Below are 22,924 nucleotides of genomic sequence, written 5' to 3' on the forward strand. Positions count from 1 at the left end.
AGTCGATGTCCCAGCGATTCGGCTGATGCCCCTAATCCTGCGATTCTTCGCCTCGAAGGGGATCGCCGCGAGGAGCGATCCTCGGCCTCACTCCCAAGAGTGAGCGGCCTCACCCGCAGGAGCGAGGATGCGCCTCACGCCTCGCCGCCCGCGAGCCGGGCGATGATGTCGGCGACGCGCCGCTGCCTGGTCTCGGCCTTCTTGGCGCCCTCGACCTGCAGTACGCACCGGCTCTGCCGGGAGTAGGACAGGCTCTCGAAGAACTTCTTGGCCTCCGGCGCCCGATCGAGCGCCTCGGCCAGGTCGGGCGGCACGCTCACCTGGCGGGGCTCGGTGTCGAGCTCCAGGCCGACCTCGATCTCGTCCCCGGCGGCGACGCCCGCCCCCGCGCGGTTCGTGGCGCTCAGCGGCAGCATGAACCGGCCGCCCATGACGGCCACCGTGCTGCGGTAGGTGTATCCGTTGACGGTGACGTGAACGGCCGGACGCCGGCCCGAGCCGAGCTCGGCCACGACCTCGGCCGGGACCTCGAACCCGGTGATGGTCTTGCCGCCCAGCTCCACAGTGGCGTAGAAGATCATCGGAAGAACCCCTTCAGGACCGGGGCCAGCGCCTGCGGCTTGACCATGTGCGTCTGGCCCGGGAGCGTGCGGCGCTCGGCGTGGGGCAGCACCCGCGCCAGGTCCGTGGCGCCGTTGCGGATCCAGGCGGGACTCTTCGCGCCGTCGGCCACCAGCGTGGGCACCTTGATCGAGTCCCACTGCCCCTCGGGCAGTGGCCTGCCGCGCTCGAAGTCGGTGACGAAGGCCGCGTCGTACGGCAGCGTGCGCGCCACCTCCTTCATCCCGGACCAGCCGGGCATGAACCGCATCATGGCCACCATCGCGCCGGGCAGGTTGACGCCCTTGCGCATGAAGTAGCCGATCGCCTTTCCGGGCCGGCCCGTGGCCAGGAACTCCTGGATCCGCTCGGTGTAGTCGGTGGGGATGGGCGGGCGGGTGTCGTCGACGATGAACGGCGGCTCGTAGACCGCCAGCCTGCTCACGGCCAGCCCGCTCTGGACCGCGGCCAGGGCCAGCGCGGCGCCCGACGAGATCCCGTACAGCAGGACCGGAGCGCCGGCCTCCTCGATGAGCGCGGCGAGATCCTCGAGCTCGTGCTCGGGTGCGTACGACGCGGTGTGGCCGCTCTCGCCCCGGCCGCGCCGGTCGTAGGTGTAGACGGTGAAGCTGTCGGCCAGCTCCTGGGCCAGCGGCCTGGCGGGGCCCGAGGCGCGGTGGCACATGGCGCCGTCGACCAGGATGAGCGCCGGGCCCTGGCCGATGCGCTCGAAGGCGATCGTGGTGCCGTCGGCGGAGGTGACCGTCTGGGTGTTGTGCTTCGTCTCCATGCCCGGAACCCTCTCACCGACAAATAAAATTGTCAACGCCTTACCTGGGAGGTAATCGCGCAGCGTCGGCCGCTCCTGGCACAGTGGGCCATCCGCTGATCAACCCCTGGAGGAACACCATGGCCACGCGCGACGTCGTTCAAGAGCTGCTGCGCCGGATCGGCGCGGGCGACCCCGAGCGCATCGCCGAGCTGTACGCGGAGCGCGTCGACTGGAAGCTCGACTGGCCCGAGCCGGAGCACGGCCGCGCGGAGACCCCGTGGATCCGTCATCGCGCCGCCGGCGCGGAGGCGGCCGACCACTTCCGCCTGATCGCCGAGCACCATGTCCCGGAAAAGGCGGACACCGTGGTGGAGCGCGTCCTGGTGGACGGCGATGACGCCGTCGTGCTCGGCGAGATCCGGCAGACCGCGCGCTCCACCGGGCGCGGCTACCACGCCCGCTTCGCCCTGCACCTCACGGTCGAGGGCGGTCTCGTCACCCGCCACCACATCTACGAGGACAGCCTCGCCGTCGCCCAGGCGTTCGCCGGAAGCACGCCCTAGCGCACGAACGCCCCCTTACCTCACCCTGCGGACCTCATCGCCCGCGCGAAAGTCCCCGCACTCTTGACCTTCTCGTCACGTCAACTTCTACGGTCGTGAATGAGCCGGAAAGCACCGGCTCGGCGATGGACAAGGGACGGGTGAGCCGGTCATGGCATGGTCGATCGCACAGGTGGCCCAGATGTCGGGAGTGACGTCTCGGACGCTGCGCCACTACGACGAGATCGGGCTGCTGCCTCCCGCACGGGTCGGCGGGAACGGCTACCGCTACTACGAGGAGGACCAGTTGCTGCGCTTGCAGCAGGTCCTGGTGCTGCGTGAGCTGGGCCTCGGCCTGACCGAGATCAAGAAGATCGTCGAGCGGCACACCGACCCCGTCGCGGCGCTGCGTGAGCACCACCAGCGCCTGCTGGCGGAGCGTGACCGGCTGGACGAGGTGAGCCGCATGGTGGCGCGCACCATCGCCGAACTTCAGCAGAGCGAAGGGAAGACGACCATGTCCAGGATCAGCAGACCGGAAAACCTGTTCCAGGGATTCGACGGTGCACGGTACGAGGCCGACGCCCTCGAGCGGTGGCCGGAGCAGTGGCAGCAGAGCGGGCAGCAGGAGCTCCTGGCCGGCCGTACTCCCCAGGAGCTGGAGCGGATGCAGCGCGAGGCAACGGCAGGGATGATACGGATGGCCGAGCACATGCTCGCCGGCGCCCCCGCCGACTCCCCGCAGGTCTTCGCCGAGCTCGACGTCCACTATCGGCACCTGAGTGAGTCCTGGACGCCGACCGCGGCGCAGTATCTCCACCTGGCCCGGATGCAGGCGGAGGAGGAGCGGTTCCGGGGAAACTACGAACAGGTCGCCGAGGGCCTGGCCGAGTACATGCGCGACGCCATGACCGCCTACGGGCACGCCCGGCTGAGCTGAACCCGCGATCGCGTGCCGCACTCCTGGCACGCCATGGGTCAGGGCAGTTTGGCGACGGTGAGGAGGGCGGCGGAGTCTTCCAGGGCCTCCAGGCTGTGGCGGGCCTGCGGGATCACGATGAAGTCCCCGGTCATCCCGTCCCACGAGGTGCCGCCGCTGCGCAGCCGTACTCGTCCGTGCAGCACCATGAGGGTGGCCTCGCCGGGGTTCTCGTGCTCGGTGAGCGATTGACCTGCCGTCAGCGCGATGAGCGTCTGGCGCAGGGTGTGCTCGTGCCCGCCGTGCAGCGTCTCGGCGCTGCGTCCGGTCGAGCCATCGGCCGCGCGCTGGAGGTGTTCGCGGACCAGGGCGTCCAGTGAGGTCTTCTGCATGGTTTCGAGTCTGTCACCGGCCTGGTGCCGACCCGGGGGCGGGGGTTCACCGTAACGGCGGCGAGGGGAGGCGATTTATTACCATAAAGGCGTCATAATCCTGTCCAGCTCCTGGGAGTATTCCGGGACTGGAGAGGCAGGGACACAATGGCCGAAATCGCCGGTAGTGCCACGATATCAGGCGTGGCCGCCGCCGAGAGCTCCCCGAAGCTCCGGATGAGCGGTATCGCGCTGGTGATGGCGGTGGTGTCCCCGGCGCTCGAGGTGACGGCCGTGCTGGTCTGGGCCGGCCTGCCCGAGGAGTGGATGCCGCGGCTGACCGTGACTCCGCAGTCGGCCGTCGCATTGACGTTCCCGGCGGTGGGCGCGTTCCTCCTGTACTACCGGCCCCGGCTGAAGCTGGCCTGGTTGATGTGCGTGGGCGGGCTGGCGGCCGGCGTCAGCGACGTCATGGCGGCGTACATGATGCGGGTCGCGGCGGACGGCCACCTCGTGCTGGCCGGCTACTTACGCTTCCCGAACATGGTCGGCTGGGCGGTGTGCGGCGTGACGCTGACGCTGCTGCTGCCGATGTACTCACCCGACGGCCGGCTGCCGTCGCCGCGCTGGCGGGTCGTCCCGATCGTCGGCGCCACCGCGCTGGCGGCCGAGATGCTGCGCAACGCCCTGCGCCCGAATCCTCGGCCGGAGAACTATCCGTACCCTGCCGTCATCCCGAACCCGCTGGAGGTTCCCGCCCTCGCGCCGTACACCTCCACCATCTATGTGATCACTTGGACGGTCATCTACGTCTCGATGACGCTGGCGGCCCTCTCCATGGCCTCTCGGATGCGGTACGCGAGCCCGGTGGTGCGGCGGCAGATCGGGTGGCCGCTGTTCGCGTTCACCGGCTACATCATCTGCCTGATCGTGGCCTCGTTCCGGGTCGAGCTGACCTGGCCGGCGATCATCTGGGCCGGGCTCATCCCGATCGCGATCGCCTTCTCGGCCCTGCGCTACCGGCTGTACGGGATCGACACGGTGATCAGCCGGACCTTCGTGGCCGCCGGGCTGCTGGCCGTCGTCAGCGCCGTCTACTTCGGCATCAGCGCGGCATCGAGCCTGCTCGTCGCCGGGTACGACCAGGTCGCCGGGCTGGCCGCCGCCCTGTTCGCCGGGGCGTTCTTCCAGCCGCTGCGGCGGGCGCTGCAGCGGGTCGTCGACCGGATGCTGTACGGCGACGTCGGCGATCCCGGGCTGCTCGCCGAGCGGCTGACGGAGGCGATCCGGCGCGGCGACCCGGCCAAGGCGCTGACGTCGGTGGTGGGCGTACTGCGCGAGGGACTCGCGGTCGAGGGCGTCGCCGTGGTGGTGATCGACGGCGAGCCCCGCTACGTCGAGAACGGGCAGGTGGGAGAGGAGCAGCGCAGAGTCCCGCTCGTCTGGCACGGCGAGCAGGTGGGCCACCTGCTCGTAGGCCTGCCGGGCGCGCGCCGATTCCCCGCCGCGCACAACGAGCGGATGCTGGCCGCGGTCACGCCGTACGTCGCGGACGTGGCGCACGCGGTACGCATGGCGGCCGACTTGCAACGTTCCAGGGAGCGCATCCTGACCACGCGTGAGGAGGAGCGGCGGCGGCTGCGCCGCGACCTGCACGACGGGCTGGGGCAGAGTCTGTCCAGCATGGCGATGATCATCAACATCGCCCGCAGCCGGCTGAAGGACTCGCCGGACTCGGCCGACACACTGCTGCTGCAACTGCGCTCGGGGATGGACGCCGTCGCCGGCGACATTCGCGAGCTGGTGTACGGCCTGCGCCCGCCCGCCCTCGACGACCTGGGCCTGGCGCGGGCCGTACGGGATCTCGCCGGGCAGTCCTCGCCGGCGATCTCGATCGAGGTGGAGGTCGACGGAGACCTGTCCGAGCTGCCGGCGGCCGTCGAAGTGGCCGTCTACCGGATCGTGCAGGAGGCGCTGACCAACATACGGCGGCACGCCGAGGCGCGTACGGCCTCCGTCGTCCTGCGGCGGGAGGAGTCGGTGCTGCGGGTGACGGTCCGCGACGACGGCCGGGGGCTGCCGAAGGGCCACCGGGCCGGGGTCGGGCTGGGGTCGATGCGCGAGCGAGCGGCCGAACTGGGCGGCATCTGCGTCGTCAGCGGCCTGCCGGACGCGGGGACGCAGGTGGAGGTCATGCTGCCGCTGTCATCCACCGGGACTGGCATGGGCACGGGAGCCGCTTGGGACAGAGGTCACCGACCCGCGGCGACGGAGAGGTCCACGACGGAGAGGCCTACGAGGGAGCGGTCATCGTAGGAGTGACCTGCCCCCCTTACGAGCTCCCCCAGGCTCCGGACCCCACTTAACCTGGAGGACATGGACAGGGACAACCTGCTCGGCCAGTTTCTGAGAGCCCGCCGGGAGCTCATCAGCCCCGAGGACGTGGACCTGCCGCCCGGCACCCGGCGACGGGTGGCGGGACTGCGCAGGGAAGAGGTGGCGATGCTGGCCGGGGTCAGCGCCGACTACTACGTACGCCTGGAGCAGGGCCGCGAGCGGCACCCGTCGGCGCAGGTGGTCGACGCGCTGGCCCGCGCGCTCGGGCTGGCCGACGACGCGGTCGCGCACCTGCACCAGCTCGCGAGTCCGGTCGTCCGCCGGCGCAGGGCTCCACGGCAGGAGAGGGTGAGCCCGAACCTGCTGCGCATGATGGCGGGCTGGTCCCACACCCCGGCCGTCGTCATGGGCCGCCGCCTGACCATCCTGGCGCACAACGCGCTGGGCGGTGCGCTGTTCGCCGGTCACACCTACAGCGGGGACCTCGTACGGCTGGTGTTCCTGGATCCGGACGCACGGGAGTTCTACCCGGACTGGGACCGGGTGGCGGCCAACACCGTCGCCGGGCTGCGGGCCGGGGCGGACGTCGACGATCCGGCGCTGGTCGAGGTGGTCGGCGAGCTGTCGCTGAAGAGCGAGAGCTTCCGGCGGCTGTGGGCGCGGCACGACGTCCGCCAGAAGACGCACGAGACCAAGCGCTTCCACCACCGCCTGGTCGGTGAGCTGACGCTGCACTACGAGTCGCTGACCGTCAACAGCGCCCCCGGCCAGCAACTGGTCGTCTATCAGGCCGAGCCGGGCAGCCCGTCCGAGCAGGCCCTCGCCCTGCTGGGCAGCCTCACGGCCGAGGCCGAGGCCGAGCGTCCTGCCGCCACGCGGCGGTCGGCCGCCGAATAACCGCCGTACCCGATTCCCGCGGTATCCGATAACCGCCGTACCAGGGTGCCGTGCCCGTTAACCGCCGTACCCGTTAACCGCCGTACCCGATTCCCGCCGAGCACGTGGGTCGATGCCGCGTGCCCGAAAAACACGAAACGAGAGACGTACATGAGTAACTCCAAGGTCATTCTGATCACCGGCGCCAGCAGTGGCATCGGCCGGGGCGTCGCGCTGGGGTTGGCCCGTGAGGGCCACCATGTGGTCATCGGCGCGCGCCGTGAGGACCGTCTGAAAGAGCTGGCGGAGGAGATCAGGCACGCGGGCGGCAGCGTCGACGCGCAGCGCCTGGACGTCACCGACGGCGCGGAGGTGGTCGCGTTCGCCGAGAACGCGGTGCGGCGGCACGGCCGGGTCGACGTGATCGTCAACAACGCCGGCGTGATGCCGCTGTCGCGGCTGGACTCGCTGCTGGTCGAGGAGTGGGACCGGATGATCGACGTGAACGTCCGCGGCCTGCTGCACGGCATCGCCGCGGGGCTGCCGATCTTCCAGCGGCAGGGAGGCGGGCACTTCGTGACCGTCGCCTCCGTCGGCGCCCACCAGGTGTCGCCGACCGCCGCCGTCTACTGCGCCACGAAGTACGCCGCCTGGGCGATCACCGAGGGGCTGCGGCAGGAGTCCGACCCGAGCATCCGGGTCACCACCATCTCGCCGGGGGTCGTCGAGTCCGAGCTCGCCGACACCATCACCGAGCCGGGCGCGCAGGATCTGATGCGCGTGTTCCGGGCGGACACCATCGCGCCCGAGGCCATCGCCCAGGCGATCTCGTACGCGATCGGGCAGCCGGCCGACGTGGACGTCAGCGAGATCATCGTCCGCCCGGCCCGGCAGCGTTGATCACCGTCCGCTCGGCCTGGCAGAGTTGATCATCGTCCGGTCGGCTCGGCAGCGTCAGAGCCAGCTGGCCCTGACGGCGAGGGCCGTCCCGTCGTCCGGCGCCCTGCCGAGCTCGCCCGCCCTGACCTTGGCGAGCAGGCGTTCGACGCAGTCGATGATCTCGGGGGCGCTGGCGCGCAGCGCGTCGGCGTCCTCGGCGGCGTCGTGGCCGGCGCCCGCCTGTTCGAGCACGCCGTCCAGGTCGGACAGCCGGCCTTCGAGCCACTTGAGGGGATCACTGGACAGTTCCCGGGCGAACACGCGGGGGCCCGGGTCCCAGCCGGTGAAGACCGGGTGATGATGGGTCCGGTCGAAGCTGCCGGGCCGTCCGTCGACGGACTCCAGCAGGTCCACCCGCCAGATCGGCCGGTCGACGTGGATCGGGCGGGCCGAGTAGACGGTGCCTTTCAACTCTCCCTGGGCGAGTTCTCGTACTTCGAGACGAACCCCCCGTTCGGCGCCCTCTTGGCCTTTGCTCGGATTCGGGTCGCGGAAGTAGATGTCGCTCACGGCCACGCCGATGCGCTCGAAGCCGAAGACGTACAGCATGAGGAGTCCTTCCTGTACGGGGTGTCTCTCGGAGTATGAACAAGTGACCGGCCGGGTTCAAACAACGTGCCGCTGGATCGCGGGACGACCCCGTACGTCAGGCTGGGTGCCGCTGATGGCCGGCGTGATCGTGCTGGCAACTGGACTCGCGTACTATGTCCGCGTTCGGGCTAGTCTGTGACCTTTGTTGTGCCCATCCGGCCACCGGAAAAGCGTTGGGAAACTGTCGGACCCCGGTGATAGAAAACAGGTTCGATGCCCACCCATCCATGGCCAGGGGGCCTTGCCGTGTCCAGCAGCACTTCGGAGTTCTCCGTCGCCGGCCGGTCGTACGACCGGCGTGGTCCGGTGCGATGGCTCTGGTCGCATCTGCGCCGCCACTGGCCGGCCATGACCGGGTTCCTCGGCGGCTCGCTGATCATGGTGGTGCTCAACGCCATGGTCCCCCAGCTGACCGGCCAGGCGTTCGACGCCGTGCTGGGCGCGCGGGGCGAGCCGATGGCCGCACTGGGCCTGATCTCGCTGGCCCTGCTGGCGATCGTGCTGGCCCGTGGCCTGTTCGACCTCGTCGCTCGGCTGTCCGGCGAGGTCCTGGCCAAGCGGCTGGAGCGGGACGCCCGCGACGAGCTCTACGTGAGCTTGCTCAGCAAGAGCCAGACCTACCACAACCGGCAGCGGGTGGGCGATCTGATGGCCCGCGCGGCCAACGACATCCGCCAGCTGTCCATCATGATCACTCCTGGGGTCGACCTGATCGTCGACTCCGGACTCACCGGCCTGGTGCCGCTCTTCTTCATCGCCACGATCGACCCGCGGCTGCTGCTGGTGCCCGGCACCTTCGCGGTCCTGTTCGTCTTCGCGCTCTGGCACTACATGCGGCAGCTCAACCCGGTGGCGACCCGCATGCGCGAGGAGTTCGGCGACCTCAACGCGGGGCTGAGCCAGGCCGTGCGCGGCATCGAGGTCATCAAGGTGACCGCGCAGGAAGGGCAGGAGCGGGGCCTGTTCCGCATCCGCGCCCGCCGCTACCGCGACTCCTTCGTGCGCAACGGCCTGGTCCAGGCCCGCTACCTGCCCACGCTGCTGTTCGCCGTCGCGATGGCCGGGGCGCTGTGGCACGCCCTCTACCTGCACGGCGCGGGCGCGATCACCATCGGTGAGCTGGTGGCGTTCATGGGGCTGATGAGCATGCTCGGCTTCCCCACCCAGATCTCCATCTTCACCTTCTCGCTGGTCCAGCTCGGCATCGTGTCCTCGCGCAGGATCCTGGACGTCATCAACGCCGAGACCGAGCTGGAGCAGCGCGCCGACGGCCACACCGCCCCGATGACCGGAGAGATCGTCTTCGACGATGTGACGTTCGGCTACGGGGAGGGGGATCCGGTGCTGCGCGGGGTGTCGTTCACCGTGCGGCCGGGTGAGACGGTGGCGATCGTCGGCGAGACCGGCTCCGGCAAGAGCACGCTCAGCAAACTGGTGCCGCGCATCTACGACGTCACCTCCGGCCGGATCCTCGTCGACGGGGTCGACGTGCGCGACTGGGAGCTCGACTCGCTGCGCTCCCAGATCTCCACCATCGAGCAGGACATCGTGCTCTTCTCCCGCTCCGTGGCCGAGAACATCGCCTTCAGCCTCGGGCAGCGCGCCGATCGCGAGGACGTGATCAGGGCGGCCGAGGACGCCCAGGCCGCCGAGTTCATCGCCGAGCTCGACGACGGCTACGACACCGTCATCGGCGAGCGCGGCGTGACCCTCTCGGGCGGCCAGCGGCAGCGGCTGGCCATCGCGCGGGCGCTGCTCACCGACCCGGCGATCCTCGTGCTCGACGACTCCACCAGCGCCATCGACTCCGCCACCGAGGACAAGATCCAGCAGGCGATCGGCCGCATCCTCGACGGCCGCACCACGCTCCTGATCACCCACCGGCTCTCCCAGATCCGCTGGGCGGACAAGGTCCTGCTGCTCAGACGCGGCGAGCTGGTCGACTACGGCACCCACGACGAGCTGATCGAGCGCAGCGGGCTCTACCGGCGCATCTTCGCCCACTACGACGAGGTCGCCGACCCGGCGGTCATGGCCGGCGAGCAGGAAGGGGCACGCTGATGGGCTTCATCATGGACGGCCTGGACGCCGAGGACTACGACCGCACCTACAACGACCGTGACCTGCTGCGCCGGATCCTGTCCTACTTCCGGCCCAAGCTCGGCCGCATGCTCCTGGTGGCGGCCATGATCGTGCTGCTGTCGATGAGCCAGGCGGCCGTGCCCCTGCTGATCAGCTGGGGCGTGGACGCCATCGAGGCCGGCACGATCACCGACGTGGGCGGGCAGCTCGCGGCCGGACTGCTGCTCGTCGGCGGGCTGGGCTGGCTGTTCAACTACGTACGCCAGTCCAACAGCTCCAAGGTCACCGGCGACGTCGTCCTGCGGCTGCGCGAGGACGCCTTCGACGCGGTGCTGGAGCGGGACCTGTCGTTCTACGACGAGACGCCGTCCGGCCGGATCGTCAGCCGGGTGACCTCCGACACCGACGACTTCGCCACCGTGTCCACGCTGACGATGGACCTGATCAGCCAGGTGCTGATGGTGGGGTTCGTCACCGTCCTGCTGTTCCTGCGCAGCGTCGAGCTCGCCCTGCTGACGCTGCTCATGGTGCCCGTCGTGATCGCCATCGCACTGCTCTTCCGGCGCCTGGCCCGCAGCAGCACCCGCAAGGCGCAGCGCTCGCTCAGCCGGGTCAACGCCAACCTGCAGGAGACCATGGGCGGCATCGCCGTGGCCAAGAACTTCCGCCAGGAGCAGCAGGTCTACGACGAGTTCCGGCCCATCAACCAGCAGAGCTACCAGGTGACGCTCAGGCAGGGCTACGTCTTCTCCGCCATCTTCCCGGTGCTGTTCCTGGTCGCCGGGCTCGGCACGGTCGCGCTCGTCCAGCTCGGCGGCACGACCGTGCTCGGCGGCGGGCTGTCGGCGGGTGACTGGTATCTGTTCCTGCAGGGAGTGGCGCTCTTCTGGTTCCCGCTGACGTCCATCGCCGCCTTCTGGTCGCAGTTCCAGCAGGGCCTGTCCGCCTCCGAGCGGGTCTTCGCCCTGATCGACGCCCCACCCCGGGTGGTGCAGAGCGCCGCCGAGCCGGTGGGCAGGCTGGCCGGCCGGATCGAGTTCGAGAACGTCACCTTCGGCTACGACCCGGCCAACCCCGTGCTGCGCAATTTCCGCCTGCTCATCGAGGCCGGTGAGACGGTGGCGCTGGTCGGCCACACCGGCGCGGGCAAGTCGACGCTCAGCAAGCTGATCACCCGCTTCTACGAGTTCCAGGACGGCCGGCTGCTGATCGACGGGCGCGACATCCGCACCTTGGAGCTGGGCGGCTACCGCAAGCAGATCGGCGCGGTCCCGCAGGCTCCGTTCCTGTTCAGCGGCACCGTGGCCGACAACATCCGCTACCCGCGGCCTGACGCGAGCGACGCCGAGGTGCTCGCCGCGGCGGCGGCGGTCGGCGGCGGCGACTGGATCGACGCCCTGCCGCACGGCCTGGAGACCGACGTGGGCGAGCACGGCCGGGCGCTGTCCATGGGGCAGCGGCAGCTCGTCGCGCTGGCCCGGCTGCTCATCCAGGACCCGGCGATCGTGGTCCTGGACGAGGCCACGGCGAGCGTCGACCCGCTGACCGAGGCGCAGATCCAGGAGGGCCTCGACGTCGTGCTGGCCGGCCGGACCTCGATCGTCATCGCGCACCGCCTGTCCACCATCGAGCACGTCGACCGGATCATCGTGCTGGACCACGGCCAGATCGTGGAGGAGGGCGACCACGCGACCCTGCTGGCCAAGGGCGGCCGCTACTGCCAGGTCTACAACACCTATTTCCGCCACCAGTCGCCGCATTACCGCCCCGGCTCAGGCTTCGTCGCCGTCGGCGACTGACGCCGAGGGACGGCCCAAAACCGAAGCCGGTCGCGACCACGCTGGTCGCGACCGGCTTCTGCCTTGGTGTGGGCAGGTTCGGCGGCAGGTGGACGATCCCCGACGCGATGAAGCGGTGGCTCAGTGACGTCAGTCCATTCAGGATGACGTCAATGCCCGCCTTGCTGTGACGCCATGATGATGTCATAGTGGCGTCATGGACCTTTCGCCGTATGTCGATCACCTGCGCCGCGAGCTCGCCATCGCCGCCGGAGCGGGCGGCGAGGAAGCTCGCGCGCTGGCCGAACGTCTCGCCGCGACGCTTGAGTCGGCCACCCGGCTCGCCCTGCTGGAGGCCCTGTCCGCCGCCGCGGACGAGATCACCCAGGAGCTCGCACCCGGCTCGGTCGAGGTGCGCCTGCGTGGACGTGACCCCAGCTTCGTCGTGACGCCACGAGCCGGACGGCCGTACGACGAGGAGGGCGAGATCGAGCGGTACGAGCGGCCGCCCGCCCCGCCGCCACCCGTGGACGCCGAGGAGGGCGGGACCTCCCGGATCTCGCTCCGGGTCCCCGAGCACCTCAAGCCGCGCATCGAGGAGGCGGCCGCCCGAGACGGGCTGTCGGTCAACGCCTGGCTGGTCCGCGCCGTCTCCGCCGCGCTCGACCCGGGCGACCCCGGCCGCCGCACCACGCGGCGCCCGACCCAGCAGACCGGTAATCGCTACAGCGGCTGGGTGCGCTGATGGCCACGCCAACGCGTAAGAAAGGGACCGCAATGCCGACCTTCGACAGCCCAGAACCGATTCTCGCCATCATCGACGTGGCGATCGCCCAGGTTCGGATCAACGCGAGCGACCGCGCCGACACCGTCGTCGAGGTCCGCCCGAGCGATGAGCACAGCGACGCCGACGTGCGAGCCGCCGAGCACATCGAGGTCGACTACGCCGACGGCAGGCTCCTGGTCCGGGCGGACCCGGACCTGGCCATGCCGCTGTCCGGCTTCTCCGTCGACAAGCTGCTGCAGTCGCCTTCGACCTGGGCGCGTTCCCTGCTGTTCGGCGGGGAGGGCTCGGTCGAGGTGACGGTCGGCCTTCCGGCGGGCTCCCGCGTCGACGCCAAGGCGGCGGCGAGCCTCCGCTGCCGGGGCGCGCTCGACGAGGTGAGCTTCACCACCTCCTACGGCGACATCCAGGTCGAGCAGGCCCGCCGGTTGCGGCTGAGCTCCACCCATGGCGCCATCTCGGTGACCCGCTCGACCGGGCATGCCGAGATCAGCACGACCCACGGCGACATCCGCCTCGGCGAGATCGACGGCACGGCGGTGGTCAAGACCTCGCACGGTGAGATCCGCCTGCGCGAGGTGACCGGCGAGCTGCGCCTGCACTCCGCCCACGGCGACAGCACCGTCGATCGCGCCCTGGCCGGGGTCGTCGCCAAGACCTCCTACGGCAGCGTCCGGATCGGTGAGGTGGTGTCCGGCTCGGTCGTGATGGAGACCACCGGCGGCGGGCTGGAGCTCGGCATCCGGGAGGGCTCCGCCGCGTGGCTGGACGTGAGCTCGCAGTACGGCACGGTGGACGTCTCCCTGGACCCCACGGACGAGCCCGGCCGGGCCGAACAGGTCGTCGAGGTGCGGGCGCAGACCGCCTACGGCGACATCGTCATCCATCGTTCCTGACAACCGAAGGAGATTCCCATGCCAGACGCGATCGTGGCCGAGGGCCTGGTCAAGAAGTACGGCGACGTGGTGGCCCTCGACGGGATGGAGCTGACCGTCCCCGAAGGGACGGTGTTCGGGCTCCTCGGCCCCAACGGAGCCGGCAAGACGACCACTGTGCGCATCTTGACCACACTGCTGAAACCCGACGCCGGTTACGCCAAGGTGGCCGGCCTCGACGTCGTCCGTGACGCGCGCCGGCTGCGCGCCCACATCGGGGTGTCCGGCCAGTACGCCGCCGTCGACGACCACCTCACCGGCGCCGAGAACCTGGAGATGGTCGGCCGCCTCTACCACCTGGGCGTCAAGCGCGCCAAGCAGCGCGCCCGCGAGTTGCTGGAGCGCTTCGACCTGACGGAGGCGGGCGACCGCCCCGTGCAGGGCTACTCGGGAGGCATGCGCCGCCGCCTCGACCTGGCCGGCGCGCTGGTCGTCAGCCCGCCGGTGCTGTTCCTCGACGAGCCCACGACCGGTCTCGACCCACGGGCCCGGGCGAGCCTGTGGGACGTCATCTCCGAGCTCGTCGCGACGGGCACGACGGTGCTGCTCACCACCCAGTACATGGAGGAGGCCGACCGGCTCGCCGACCGCATCGGGGTGGTCGACCACGGCCACGTGATCGCGCTCGGCACCGCCGACGAGCTCAAGGACCAGGTGGGCGGCGACCGGATCGAGCTGTCGGTGACGAGCGTGGCGGACCTGGCGGCCGTCCGGCGGACGCTGGCGCCGCTGGCCGTCGGGGACATGCAGGTCGACGCCCCCGCCCTGCGGGTCGCGATCCCGGTCACCGGCGGCGCCACCGCGCTGACCACGGCGCTCGGCCACCTGATCGCCGAGGGGATCGCCGTACGCGATGCCGGACTGCGCCGGCCGACCCTGGACGACGTGTTCCTGACCCTCACGGGACACGAGGCTGACGAGAAGATCAAGGAGACCGTGCGATGAACACCCTGCAGATGGCACTCGCCGACGGCATGACGATCACCAAGCGCAACGCGTTGAAGATCAAGCGAGCACCTGACCTGCTCGGTGGCGTGGTCCTGCTGCCGATCGTGTTGGTGCTGCTGTTCACCTACGTCTTCGGCAGCATGATCGAGCTGTCGGGCATGTCCTACGCGGAATACCTGCTCCCCGGCATCTTCGTCATGACGATCACCACCAGCGCGCAGATCACCGGCTACACCCTCACCCTGGACCTGCAGAAGGGCATCTTCGACCGGTTCCGCAGCCTGCCGATGTCACCGTCGGCGGTGCTGACCGGCCAGACCGCCAGCGACCTGATCATCAACGTGACCAGCATCGCGACCATGGCCCTCGTCGGGTTGCTCGTCGGCTGGCGTGTCCACACCTCGCCGCTCGAAGCGGCCCTGGGCTTCCTGGTGCTGCTGCTGTTCGCGTACGCCTTCTCCTGGGTGACGGCGACGGTCGCGCTGGCCCTGCGCACGCCCGAGATGTTCAACAATGTGGCCACCATCGTGTCCCTTCCGCTGATTTTCCTGTCCAACGCCTTCGTCGACAGTGCGCGCCTGCCCGGCCCGCTGAAGGTGGTCGCCGAATGGAGCCCGCTCTCCACGCTCATCCAGGGCACGCGCGAGTTGTTCGGCAACACCAGCCCGGCCATGCCGGTGCCCAGCGCCTGGCCGCTGCAGCACGCGGTGCCGGCGTCGATCCTGTGGTCGCTCGTGCTCCTGGTCGTGTTCGTGCCGCTGGCCACGCGGCTGTACAAGAGAGCCGTCAGCCAGTGAACCCGGCCGCGGCACCACACGCACGGGTCTCCGACGACGATCGCGACACGTCCGTCCAACTCCTGCAGGACGGCTTCGCCGACGGTCGCCTCACGGCCGGCGAGCTGGAACGGCGACTCGAACGCGCGCTCACCGCGCAGTCCCATGATGACCTGCTCGCGGTGGTCTCCGACCTGACGGTCGACATGGTGCACCTGGCGCACAGACGCGGACGCATCAGGAGAGAAGGCGACTGGCAGGTCCCCCGCCAGCTCCGGATCGAGTCCGAATACGGAAAGGTCCGCCTCGACCTGTCCCGCGCCCTCATCCGGCATTCCCAGGTGAACATCGAGCTCCAGCTCACCTACGGCCCCGCCACGATCATCCTGCCCGCCGGCGCGAGCGCGAACTGCGACGGGGTGCGCACCGAATGGGGCAGCGTGACCTGCAAGGCAGCCACCTACGCCCGTCCCGGCAAGCTGCACGTCCACGTCACCGGGGAGCTCACCTACGGCCGCCTGACGATCCGCAACTCGCGATCGCCGAAATAGTCCGATAAATACGATGTGCCGTTATAAAGGCTTATTTTGGCGAGCGCATGGCTACCGCCGACGACCGCCCGTCGCTTTTCGGCCGCGAATTCCAGGGACCGATGGGGCCGCACGAGAACGGCATGGCGATCCACTACGACATGCACATCTGGTTCTCCAAGCCTAACCCCAACGGCCTGTCGAGCCGTGGAACCCGCGCGTCACTTGCCCCAAGTCAGCGGTCGCCCCCGTTCGCCTCAGCGCGTACCACTGACGGTTTCCCACCAGTGGCCGGCGCCGACACCAACCTCGACGCCGGCCACTGTTCACCTTCAACCGGACCGCCGGGGTGCGCACGGTGTCCGTGTCCACCTACGTGGTGCGCGGCGAGTTCTCTGGCCGGACCTCGCCCTGGTGGCCACCGCCCTCGCCCCACATCAATGCGCGCTCAACGGCGGTTGCGGACGATCTGGTCGATGGCGGTCATGAGTTCGGCTCCTTCGACAAGTGGTGGGGCGTCCTGGTCGTGGCATCGCAAACGGTGGCATCCACCTGCTTGGCCACAATGATCTGGAAACGGCTGCGCGGAGGGGATCACCAGTACGGGTGCGCGCGTCGGCTCGTAAGCGGAGCAATTACTTCAGGTTGCCGTCGCTGCACTCCACGAATTCCGTCGTCTCGGCCATCGTTGCCTGGGCCCGATGCGGTAGGCCCCGGTCCCGAAGCGAGTCGATGACCTTGGCGAGTCTGTGACCGGGAGCCGTACACCGTCATGAGGGCCCGGACGGTGTCGGGCCGCCGATCTGCTTGCGGGTTCGCAGGTTCCACAGCCGGACCGCGCCGTCGTCGCCGCCGCTGAGCAGCATCTGGTCGCCGTCCAGCGTCCCGGCCGCGAGCGCGGTCACCGCTCCCTGGTGCTGGACGGCCAGTTCCGCGAGGACCGAACCGTTGATGGGATCCCGTAGTTGGAGCGGAGCCCCGCTGAACTGACCCGTGACCAGGACTGGTCGCCGGCCGTCGAAGGCCATGGTGAACGAGGGGAAGGCGAAGAGCCGGCCGTCCTCCTGCCGGTTCTCGATGGACGGGCCGAGCCCATATCGGCTTTCGAGATCCCAGCGTTTCAGGCCGTACATGGAGCCGGCGGCGAGGATGGGCCGTCCATCGAGGGGCGTGATCTGGAGCTGATCGAAGCTCTCGGCTTCCCCTCCGGTGAGCAGGGCGGCGCCGGTCCTGCGGCGGGTGGCGAGATCCCAAAACTGGGCATGGCCGGAATCGTCCCCATGGTTGCCGATGGCGACGACGAGGATCGGCCGGGAACCCGCCTGTGCTGACGCCAGTGCGGTGATCCTCAGGTCCGTGCCGGTGTTCAGACTTCCTGCGAGCGTGCCCGAGGTCAGGTCCCAGATCTTGACACGGCCCCGGCGGTCGCCGGTGAACAGCACGGGCGAACCGCGCAGCCTCCCGAAGGCGAACGCGGAGACGGGTGCCGGAACGTGGAGCAACTCCCGGCGGGTGTCCAGATCCCACAGGCGACCGCCAAGCCTGTCGGCGGCGAACACCGCGGATCGGCCGTCCAACTCGACGACGGCGGCGCGGTTGCCGGGCAGCGGGTCCGCGGCCGGTTCCAGTGTGGGCAGCCACCAGATCCTGACGCGCCCCTCAGCCCCCGCGGTGACGGCCACCTGCCTGCCCCGCAACCGGCCGAAGGCCACAGACCGGACGTCGGTGTGGCCCTCGCCGGTCGGTGCGGGTGCCGGAACGCTCGACGATGCCGGGCTCTTCTCCGGCTGGGAACTGGACGGGCGCGCCCGGTCGGGCGCCTCGACGGCGGGAGAGCACCCGGTGAGGCCGGCGGTGCAGACCCCCGCGACCAGGATGATGACGATCGATCGCAGAAGCGGGAATCCGGGCATGTCCCTTCCTCCCAGAGGAAGGCACCGCTTGGCAATACGGTCGCGAGTGGTTCCTCGTCGTTGCCGTACTCCACCGCCTTGGGTGCCCTGATCAGCGTGGGGGCGTCCGCCAAGTCAGGTGCTCGGCGGACGCCCCCACGGTCTTACGCGGGTGTCAGGGTCAGCACACGATGAAGATGCTCTTCCAGCCGACAGGTGTGCGCTGCTCCGCGTTCCTGTTGGAGGCGAGCTCGAAGTGCATCACGCCCTTCGCGTCGCGCTGGTTGTACATGCGACCGGACTGGCCGTCGCCGTACCACTTGTAGGACCCGTTGAACGGGATGTTGGACACGCCGCACGCGTCGATGACGACGGACCGGCCGGTGAAGCCGCGGCCTTCGTAGGCGATGTACTGCGAGGCGTAGGCCGCGCCGGCGGTGATCGCGATGATCGCGGCTGTCATGGCGGGGACGAGAAGGAATCTCTTCACTGGGCTCCTTGGGGGAATCGTGCCTGGCGGGCCCGTGCGGTCCAGCGACCTCCGAGCCCCCGGGAAGGGCACCTGGCGGCGTCCTTCGTCCCGCTGGTCACGAGACGCCACCCATCATGCACAGTGAGTAGTCAAACCAACACTAACCGTAACGGGAGATTGGGGTAATGACACCGTCTACCGGTCCGCAGGCTGACGTTCAGGGGGTCGGGATGACCATCGGGGTGCCGGCCGCCGGGTCTGGGACGACGATGCTCGGCAGGTCGAAGACCTTGCGCATGAGCGCCGCGTCCACGATGTCGGCCGGTGCCCCCTGGGCGACGATGTGGCCGTCGCGCATGGCCACCAGGTGGTCGGCGAAGCGGCAAGCCTGGTTGATGTCGTGCAGCACCGCGATGACCGTACGCCCCTCGTCCCGCAGCCGGGCGAACAGCCGGAGCAGTTCGTACTGGTGGGTGATGTCGAGGAAGGTCGTCGGCTCGTCCAGCAGCAGGTAGCGCGTCTCCTGGGCGAGCACCATGGCGACCCACACCCGCTGTCGTTGCCCGCCGGACAGCTCCTCCACCGGCCGCCCGGCCAGGTCCGAGACGCCGGCCGCCGCCATGGCCTCGGTCACGGCCCGTTCGTCGGCGGCCGACCAGGTGGACAGTGGCGACTGGTGCGGGTACCGGCCGCGGGCGACGAGCCGTCTGACGGCGATGCCCTCCGGGGCGACGAGCCCTTGCGGCAGGAAGCCGACCTCCCGCGCGAGGGCTTTCGGCTTGTACGCGCTGACGTCGCGCCCGTCGAAGGTCACGGTCCCCGCTGTGGGCGTGAGGAGCCGTACGAAAGCCTTCAAAAGGGTGGATTTTCCGCAGGCGTTCGGTCCGACGATGGCGGTGAACGCGCCGTCCATGATGTTCAGGGAGACGTGGGAGGACACGATCCGGTCGCCGTACGCGAGGGTGATGTCCTGGGCGGCCAGGCGCGAGGTCATGGTCGTCTCACTTCCTTGGCGAGCAGCCAGATGAGGTAGCAGCCGCCGATCGCGGTCGTCACCACGCCGACGGGCAGCGCGACGGGGGCGAGGAGCAACTGGGCGACGAGGTCGGCGGCCAGCAACAGCACCGCGCCGGTCAGCGCGGCGGGCAGCAGCGGCACGCCGGCGGCGCCCGCGAGCCGGCGCCCGATCTGGGGCGCGGCGAGCGCGATGAACACGATCGGCCCGGCGACCGCGGTCACGGTCGCGGTGCAGCCGACGCCGACGAGGACGATCAGCGGCCGGAGCCGGTTCAGGCTGACGCCGGAGGTGGTGGCGAGCTCGTCGCCGAGCGCGGCCTGATGCATGGCGTGCGACAGCCCGAGCAGGGCGAGCATGAGGCCGCCGATGATGAGGAACGGCAGCCGTACCTCGTCCCAGTCGACGCCGTTCAGCGAGCCGGCGCTCCACCCGCTCGCGGCGATGGCCACCTCCAGCTCGGCGCGCAGCTCGATCCAGGAGTTGACCGCCATGAGGATGGCGTTCACCGCGATCCCGATGACGACCAGCCGCATGCCGCTGATGCCCGCCTTGAGGGACAGGACGTAGATGACGGCCGCCGCCAGGAGGCCGCCCGCCACCGAGCCCACCGCGAGTTGCACGGAGGTGCCGCTCAGCACGGTGATGGCGACGAGCGCGCCGGTGTAGGCGCCGGCGTCGAGTCCGATGACGTCGGGGCTGCCGAGGGCGTTGCGGGTGACGTTCTGGAAGATCGCCCCGGCGAGCCCGAGCGAGGCGCCGAAGATCAGCGCGGCGCTGACCCGGGGCAGCCGCCAGTCGCGGATCACCACGACCGAGTCCCCTGCCCGGCCAGCGCCGAGAGCACCTCGGCCGGCGTGGCCCAGGACGCCCCGTGACAGAGCCCGACCAGCGCGAGAAGCAGCCCGGCGAGGACCAGCCCGGCCGACATCAGCACCGTCCGCCGCTCGACCCGGGCAGAGCAGCCCCCGGCCCGCAGCACGATCGCGTTCACAGCCCGACCGCCCCGTGCCGCCGGACGACCCAGATGAGCACCGGGCCGCCGAGGAACGCGGTGACCACGGCCACCGGCACCTCGCCGGTCGGCAGCAGCACCCGCGCCACGATGTCGGAGACCAGCAGCAGGACAGGTCCGAGCAGCATCGTGTACGCCATCAGCCACGGAATCGATCCGCGAGCCAGGCGGCGGGCCAGATGCGGCACCATGAGCCCGACGAAGGCGATCGGCCCGGCCACGGCGGTGGCGGCCCCGGCGAGCACGGTGACGGTCGCCAGCACCACCAGCCGGGTCCGTACGGTATGACCGCCGAGCGTGTGCGCCACCTGCTCGCCGAGCACCATCGCGTTCAGCGGCCGGGTCACCAGCATGGTCACGACCAGCGCGGCGGCGATGACCAGCAGCGGAAGCAGCAGCGACGTCCGCTCCCGCCCGGCCAGCGACCCCACCGACCAGAACCGGAACCGGTCGAACACGTCCGGCAGTATCAGCCGGAGCCCGAGCGACACCCCGGCGAGCACGGCGCTGAGCGCGACCCCGGCCAGGACCAGCCGCAGCGGCGAGGTCCGCCCCACGGTGTAGACCACGACCGCCGCCACCACCGACCCCCCGGCCGCGAGCAGCAACTGGGCGGGCTGCGACCCGGCGAGCCCGAGCACGGCCCCCATCGTGATCGCGAACCCCGCTCCGGAGGTCACGCCCAGAATGCCCGGCTCGGCCAGCGGATTCCGGGTCAACGTCTGGATCAGCGTGCCGGACGCGCCGAGCGCCGCGCCCACGCAGATGCCGAGGATCGTCCTGGGCACCCGGATCTCCCGCACGATCAGGTGCTCGTCGGTGCCGGCGAAGTCGGCGAAGGCCCGCCAGATCTCCACCGGCGCCACCGCCCCCGCGCCGACGCCCACACTCGCGCCCGCCACCACGACGAGCAGGACGGCCGCCGCCACCAGGATCGCGACCTGCCGGGGCAGCTCAGTCGTCAAGTCCGGCAACTCCGCGCTTCCAGTAGCCGGTGAACAGCGAGTCGAGCCGCCCCTTGGCCCACGCCCGCAGCGGCTTGATGTCCCCCGCCTCCCCGGCCGCGAACAGGAACCCCAGGCTTTCGGGCAGCGCTTGTACGGCCTGCGCGAGCGAGTCGGCAACCCACGTCACCGCCACCCCGGCCCTGGACGCGAGCGGGTAGGCGTCGTCGTCGCTCTGGATCACGATCTGCGCCGACACGTCGGCCGGGGACTCCTCCAGCCAGCGGGCGACCGCCGGGAGCGCGGTGGCGTCCACGGCGAAGACATAGTGCTCGTAGGTGTGCGGAAACGCCTTCGCGCCGGGCGGCCCGGCGACCGTCACCCGCTCACCCACCTGGGCGGAGGCCGCCCAGGTCGAGGCGAGCCCGCCGTCGTGCAGGACGAAGTCCAGGTCGAGCTCGCGGGCCTCGGCGTCGAAGCGGCGCACGGTGTACTTGCGGCTGCGGGGCAGCGGCCGGGGCCAGTCGAGCGTCTGGCCGTCGTTCGGCACCGGGGGCCGGTGGGTGCCGTCCGCGTCCGGGAACACGATCTTGACGTGGTCGTCGGCCTGGTAGGTGTGGAAGCCGTCGAGCTCCGGGCCGCCGAGGGTCAACCGCAGCATGCGCGGCGTCACGTACTCCCGGGCCAGGATCGAGACCTCGCGCACGCCGACCGGGTAGCCGATCCGCGCCGTCCTCGTGCCTGTCCGGTGGTGGGCGGCGACGCGCCCGCGCGGGTCGTCGCGGTCGGAGCTCATCGGTCGAGCACCGGCGCGAGCGCCTGGTCGATGGCGTCCAGCGTCTTGAGCGCCGAGCCGTACGTCGCCGCCTCGGTGTAGCGCAGCGGGTAAGCCTGGCCGGCCTTGACGGCGGGCAGGTTCCTCCACAGCTTGGAGTCGAGCACGTATTGCACCTGCTCGCTGACCGTGCCGTCGGGGTCCACGGTGTAAGTGATGGCGTCGGCCTCGCCGAAGCTCTGGGGCAGCTCCTCGATCGACGGATACTCGCTGACGTCGCGCGCGTTGCCGCCCTTCGACTTGACCTCGCCGTAGTAGGTGACACCGAGGTCCTGGGCGATGTTGGTGCCCCACGACCCGCCGAACTCCCGCTGGAACGTTCCCTCCGCGACGTCGCCGTAGGCGCCCACATGGCCGAACTTCATGCCGCTCAGCGCGTCCTGGTACTTCTTCTTGAGTGCGGCCGCCTTCTGGTCGTACGCGTTCTTGGCGGTGTCGAAGTCGCCGAGCCGGCCCGCCGCGTCGGACTGGCGGCGGGACAGGTCGCGCCACGCGTCGGGGGTGGTCGGGCCGATGGCGACGACGGGCGCGATCGACTTGAGGCGGTCCAGGTCGATGTCGCCGAGGGCGGGCTTGGGGACGCCGATCACGATGAGGTCCGGCTTGGCCTGGGCGACGGCCTCGTAGTTGGTCTCGGCGGCGGTCTCGCCCGCGATCTTCTCCAGCGATTCGTACGTCTTGAGATCCTCGGGGGTCATCATCGCCAGCCCGCGCTTCCAACTGGAGATGCCGACCAGTGGCGCGCCGGCCTCGATGAGCACCGGCACCGCGTACCCGGTCGCGACGACGCGCTTGGGCGTGACGGGGATGCTGACGTCGCCGTTGTCGGCGGCGAACACGCGGGTCTGCGCCGGGGCCGCGCTCTCGGTGGAGGCGGCTGACGCGCACCCCGTGACCAGGGCGAGCGTGAGGGCCAGCGCGCCGGCGAGGAGCTTGGGCTGTCGAGAGGACATGAATCTGTTTCCTTGCAA

Annotated in this window: 24 protein-coding genes; 12 read left to right on the forward strand and 12 right to left on the reverse strand. The window is 70.2% G+C overall.

Annotation, left to right across the window (positions count from 1 at the left end; all coding sequences use genetic code 11):
* Nucleotides 1-134 precede the first annotated feature (134 nt).
* A complete protein-coding gene (locus IEY87_RS40785; protein ID WP_189144232.1) occupies nt 135-581 on the reverse strand; it encodes a YdeI/OmpD-associated family protein in 447 nt (148 codons plus the stop codon).
* Nucleotides 578-1,390 (reverse strand): alpha/beta fold hydrolase, encoded by an 813-nt coding sequence (locus IEY87_RS40790; protein ID WP_189144233.1) that lies wholly within the window; start codon nt 1,388-1,390, stop codon nt 578-580. Before IEY87_RS40790 ends, IEY87_RS40785 begins: the two co-directional genes overlap by 4 nt.
* A gap of 119 nt (nt 1,391-1,509) precedes the next feature.
* On the opposite strand from IEY87_RS40790, the gene IEY87_RS40795 reads away from it, so the two are divergent.
* Together IEY87_RS40795 and IEY87_RS40800 are read left to right on the forward strand one after the other, a co-directional pair.
* The gene (locus IEY87_RS40795) at nt 1,510-1,935 is read left to right on the forward strand and encodes a nuclear transport factor 2 family protein (protein ID WP_189144234.1); all 426 of its coding nucleotides are present in this window, start codon (nt 1,510-1,512) and stop codon (nt 1,933-1,935) included.
* Nucleotides 1,936-2,086: 151 nt separating this feature from the next.
* Nucleotides 2,087-2,854, forward strand: coding sequence for a MerR family transcriptional regulator (locus tag IEY87_RS40800; RefSeq protein ID WP_189144235.1), 768 nt, complete (start codon nt 2,087-2,089; stop codon nt 2,852-2,854).
* Between the two features lie 38 nt (nt 2,855-2,892).
* On the opposite strand, the gene IEY87_RS40805 is transcribed toward IEY87_RS40800, so the two are convergent.
* Nucleotides 2,893-3,225: a cupin domain-containing protein gene (locus tag IEY87_RS40805; protein ID WP_189144236.1), complete on the reverse strand. Its 333-nt coding sequence runs from the start codon at nt 3,223-3,225 to the stop codon at nt 2,893-2,895.
* A gap of 183 nt (nt 3,226-3,408) precedes the next feature.
* On the opposite strand from IEY87_RS40805, the gene IEY87_RS40810 reads away from it, so the two are divergent.
* The 3 genes from IEY87_RS40810 to IEY87_RS40820 all read left to right on the forward strand — a co-directional run bounded on the left by IEY87_RS40810 (nt 3,409) and on the right by IEY87_RS40820 (nt 7,317).
* On the forward strand, nt 3,409-5,520 hold the full coding sequence (locus tag IEY87_RS40810) for a sensor histidine kinase (RefSeq protein ID WP_225278131.1): 2,112 nt from the start codon (nt 3,409-3,411) through the stop codon (nt 5,518-5,520).
* A 60-nt stretch (nt 5,521-5,580) separates the two neighbouring features.
* Complete coding sequence (locus tag IEY87_RS40815; protein WP_189144237.1) at nt 5,581-6,438, forward strand: helix-turn-helix transcriptional regulator; 858 nt, start codon at nt 5,581-5,583, stop codon at nt 6,436-6,438.
* A gap of 150 nt (nt 6,439-6,588) precedes the next feature.
* Nucleotides 6,589-7,317, forward strand: a complete 729-nt coding sequence (locus IEY87_RS40820) for an SDR family oxidoreductase (protein ID WP_189144238.1) — start codon at nt 6,589-6,591, stop codon at nt 7,315-7,317.
* 54 nt (nt 7,318-7,371) lie between these two features.
* On the opposite strand, the gene IEY87_RS40825 is transcribed toward IEY87_RS40820, so the two are convergent.
* Nucleotides 7,372-7,905 carry a hypothetical protein gene (locus tag IEY87_RS40825; RefSeq protein WP_189144239.1) on the reverse strand — a complete coding sequence of 178 codons (534 nt, stop codon included), beginning with the start codon at nt 7,903-7,905 and terminating at the stop codon, nt 7,372-7,374.
* Nucleotides 7,906-8,193: 288 nt separating this feature from the next.
* On the opposite strand from IEY87_RS40825, the gene IEY87_RS40830 reads away from it, so the two are divergent.
* From IEY87_RS40830 to IEY87_RS40860, 7 genes are all read left to right on the forward strand, one after another.
* A complete protein-coding gene (locus IEY87_RS40830) occupies nt 8,194-10,008 on the forward strand; it encodes an ABC transporter ATP-binding protein (protein ID WP_225278130.1) in 1,815 nt (604 codons plus the stop codon).
* Nucleotides 10,008-11,828: an ABC transporter ATP-binding protein gene (locus IEY87_RS40835; protein WP_189144241.1), complete on the forward strand. Its 1,821-nt coding sequence runs from the start codon at nt 10,008-10,010 to the stop codon at nt 11,826-11,828. The genes IEY87_RS40830 and IEY87_RS40835 overlap by 1 nt, the downstream gene beginning before the upstream one ends.
* 196 nt (nt 11,829-12,024) lie before the next feature.
* Entirely contained in the window at nt 12,025-12,552 is a 528-nt protein-coding gene (locus IEY87_RS40840; RefSeq protein WP_189144242.1) for a toxin-antitoxin system HicB family antitoxin, read from the forward strand.
* A 32-nt stretch (nt 12,553-12,584) separates the two neighbouring features.
* Nucleotides 12,585-13,487, forward strand: a complete 903-nt coding sequence (locus tag IEY87_RS40845) for a DUF4097 family beta strand repeat-containing protein (RefSeq protein WP_189144243.1) — start codon at nt 12,585-12,587, stop codon at nt 13,485-13,487.
* Between the two features lie 18 nt (nt 13,488-13,505).
* Nucleotides 13,506-14,471 carry an ATP-binding cassette domain-containing protein gene (locus tag IEY87_RS40850; RefSeq protein WP_189144244.1) on the forward strand — a complete coding sequence of 322 codons (966 nt, stop codon included), beginning with the start codon at nt 13,506-13,508 and terminating at the stop codon, nt 14,469-14,471.
* Nucleotides 14,468-15,271 (forward strand): ABC transporter permease, encoded by an 804-nt coding sequence (locus IEY87_RS40855; RefSeq protein ID WP_189144245.1) that lies wholly within the window; start codon nt 14,468-14,470, stop codon nt 15,269-15,271. Before IEY87_RS40850 ends, IEY87_RS40855 begins: the two co-directional genes overlap by 4 nt.
* Nucleotides 15,268-15,801 (forward strand): DUF1707 SHOCT-like domain-containing protein, encoded by a 534-nt coding sequence (locus tag IEY87_RS40860; RefSeq protein ID WP_189144246.1) that lies wholly within the window; start codon nt 15,268-15,270, stop codon nt 15,799-15,801. The genes IEY87_RS40855 and IEY87_RS40860 overlap by 4 nt, the downstream gene beginning before the upstream one ends.
* Before the next feature lie 749 nt (nt 15,802-16,550).
* Here the strand turns inward: IEY87_RS40860 and IEY87_RS40865 are convergent.
* The 8 genes from IEY87_RS40865 to IEY87_RS40895 form a co-directional block, all read right to left on the reverse strand.
* On the reverse strand, nt 16,551-17,693 hold the full coding sequence (locus IEY87_RS40865; protein WP_189144247.1) for a WD40 repeat domain-containing protein: 1,143 nt from the start codon (nt 17,691-17,693) through the stop codon (nt 16,551-16,553).
* Between the two features lie 160 nt (nt 17,694-17,853).
* Nucleotides 17,854-18,162, reverse strand: a complete 309-nt coding sequence (locus IEY87_RS40870; protein WP_189144248.1) for a MiAMP1 family antimicrobial peptide — start codon at nt 18,160-18,162, stop codon at nt 17,854-17,856.
* Between the two features lie 199 nt (nt 18,163-18,361).
* Complete coding sequence (locus tag IEY87_RS40875) at nt 18,362-19,138, reverse strand: ABC transporter ATP-binding protein (RefSeq protein WP_189144249.1); 777 nt, start codon at nt 19,136-19,138, stop codon at nt 18,362-18,364.
* On the reverse strand, nt 19,135-19,971 hold the full coding sequence (locus IEY87_RS40880; RefSeq protein WP_229699452.1) for a FecCD family ABC transporter permease: 837 nt from the start codon (nt 19,969-19,971) through the stop codon (nt 19,135-19,137). The genes IEY87_RS40875 and IEY87_RS40880 overlap by 4 nt, the downstream gene beginning before the upstream one ends.
* Nucleotides 19,965-20,153, reverse strand: coding sequence for a hypothetical protein (locus IEY87_RS46380; RefSeq protein WP_225278129.1), 189 nt, complete (start codon nt 20,151-20,153; stop codon nt 19,965-19,967). The genes IEY87_RS40880 and IEY87_RS46380 overlap by 7 nt, the downstream gene beginning before the upstream one ends.
* Entirely contained in the window at nt 20,150-21,139 is a 990-nt protein-coding gene (locus IEY87_RS40885) for a FecCD family ABC transporter permease (RefSeq protein WP_189144250.1), read from the reverse strand. The genes IEY87_RS46380 and IEY87_RS40885 overlap by 4 nt, the downstream gene beginning before the upstream one ends.
* Entirely contained in the window at nt 21,129-21,914 is a 786-nt protein-coding gene (locus tag IEY87_RS40890) for a siderophore-interacting protein (RefSeq protein WP_189144251.1), read from the reverse strand. The genes IEY87_RS40885 and IEY87_RS40890 overlap by 11 nt, the downstream gene beginning before the upstream one ends.
* A complete protein-coding gene (locus tag IEY87_RS40895; protein ID WP_189144252.1) occupies nt 21,911-22,906 on the reverse strand; it encodes an ABC transporter substrate-binding protein in 996 nt (331 codons plus the stop codon). Before IEY87_RS40895 ends, IEY87_RS40890 begins: the two co-directional genes overlap by 4 nt.
* Between the last annotated feature and the right edge of the window lie 18 nt (nt 22,907-22,924).

Source organism: Nonomuraea glycinis, from assembly GCF_014646515.1.
Classification (GTDB): domain Bacteria; phylum Actinomycetota; class Actinomycetes; order Streptosporangiales; family Streptosporangiaceae; genus Nonomuraea; species Nonomuraea glycinis.

Excerpts from the sequence above, each read along its gene's own strand:
- IEY87_RS40785 (WP_189144232.1), bottom strand. The coding sequence starts at position 581 with ATGATCTTCTACGCCACTGTGGAGCTGGGCGGCAAGACCATCACCGGG.
- IEY87_RS40790 (WP_189144233.1), bottom strand. The coding sequence starts at position 1,390 with ATGGAGACGAAGCACAACACCCAGACGGTCACCTCCGCCGACGGCACC.
- IEY87_RS40795 (WP_189144234.1), top strand. The coding sequence starts at position 1,510 with ATGGCCACGCGCGACGTCGTTCAAGAGCTGCTGCGCCGGATCGGCGCG.
- IEY87_RS40800 (WP_189144235.1), top strand. The coding sequence starts at position 2,087 with ATGGCATGGTCGATCGCACAGGTGGCCCAGATGTCGGGAGTGACGTCT.
- IEY87_RS40805 (WP_189144236.1), bottom strand. The coding sequence starts at position 3,225 with ATGCAGAAGACCTCACTGGACGCCCTGGTCCGCGAACACCTCCAGCGC.
- IEY87_RS40815 (WP_189144237.1), top strand. The coding sequence starts at position 5,581 with ATGGACAGGGACAACCTGCTCGGCCAGTTTCTGAGAGCCCGCCGGGAG.
- IEY87_RS40820 (WP_189144238.1), top strand. The coding sequence starts at position 6,589 with ATGAGTAACTCCAAGGTCATTCTGATCACCGGCGCCAGCAGTGGCATC.
- IEY87_RS40825 (WP_189144239.1), bottom strand. The coding sequence starts at position 7,905 with ATGCTGTACGTCTTCGGCTTCGAGCGCATCGGCGTGGCCGTGAGCGAC.
- IEY87_RS40835 (WP_189144241.1), top strand. The coding sequence starts at position 10,008 with ATGGGCTTCATCATGGACGGCCTGGACGCCGAGGACTACGACCGCACC.
- IEY87_RS40840 (WP_189144242.1), top strand. The coding sequence starts at position 12,025 with ATGGACCTTTCGCCGTATGTCGATCACCTGCGCCGCGAGCTCGCCATC.
- IEY87_RS40845 (WP_189144243.1), top strand. The coding sequence starts at position 12,585 with ATGCCGACCTTCGACAGCCCAGAACCGATTCTCGCCATCATCGACGTG.
- IEY87_RS40850 (WP_189144244.1), top strand. The coding sequence starts at position 13,506 with ATGCCAGACGCGATCGTGGCCGAGGGCCTGGTCAAGAAGTACGGCGAC.
- IEY87_RS40855 (WP_189144245.1), top strand. The coding sequence starts at position 14,468 with ATGAACACCCTGCAGATGGCACTCGCCGACGGCATGACGATCACCAAG.
- IEY87_RS40865 (WP_189144247.1), bottom strand. The coding sequence starts at position 17,693 with ATGCCCGGATTCCCGCTTCTGCGATCGATCGTCATCATCCTGGTCGCG.
- IEY87_RS40875 (WP_189144249.1), bottom strand. The coding sequence starts at position 19,138 with ATGACCTCGCGCCTGGCCGCCCAGGACATCACCCTCGCGTACGGCGAC.
- IEY87_RS40890 (WP_189144251.1), bottom strand. The coding sequence starts at position 21,914 with ATGAGCTCCGACCGCGACGACCCGCGCGGGCGCGTCGCCGCCCACCAC.
- IEY87_RS40895 (WP_189144252.1), bottom strand. The coding sequence starts at position 22,906 with ATGTCCTCTCGACAGCCCAAGCTCCTCGCCGGCGCGCTGGCCCTCACG.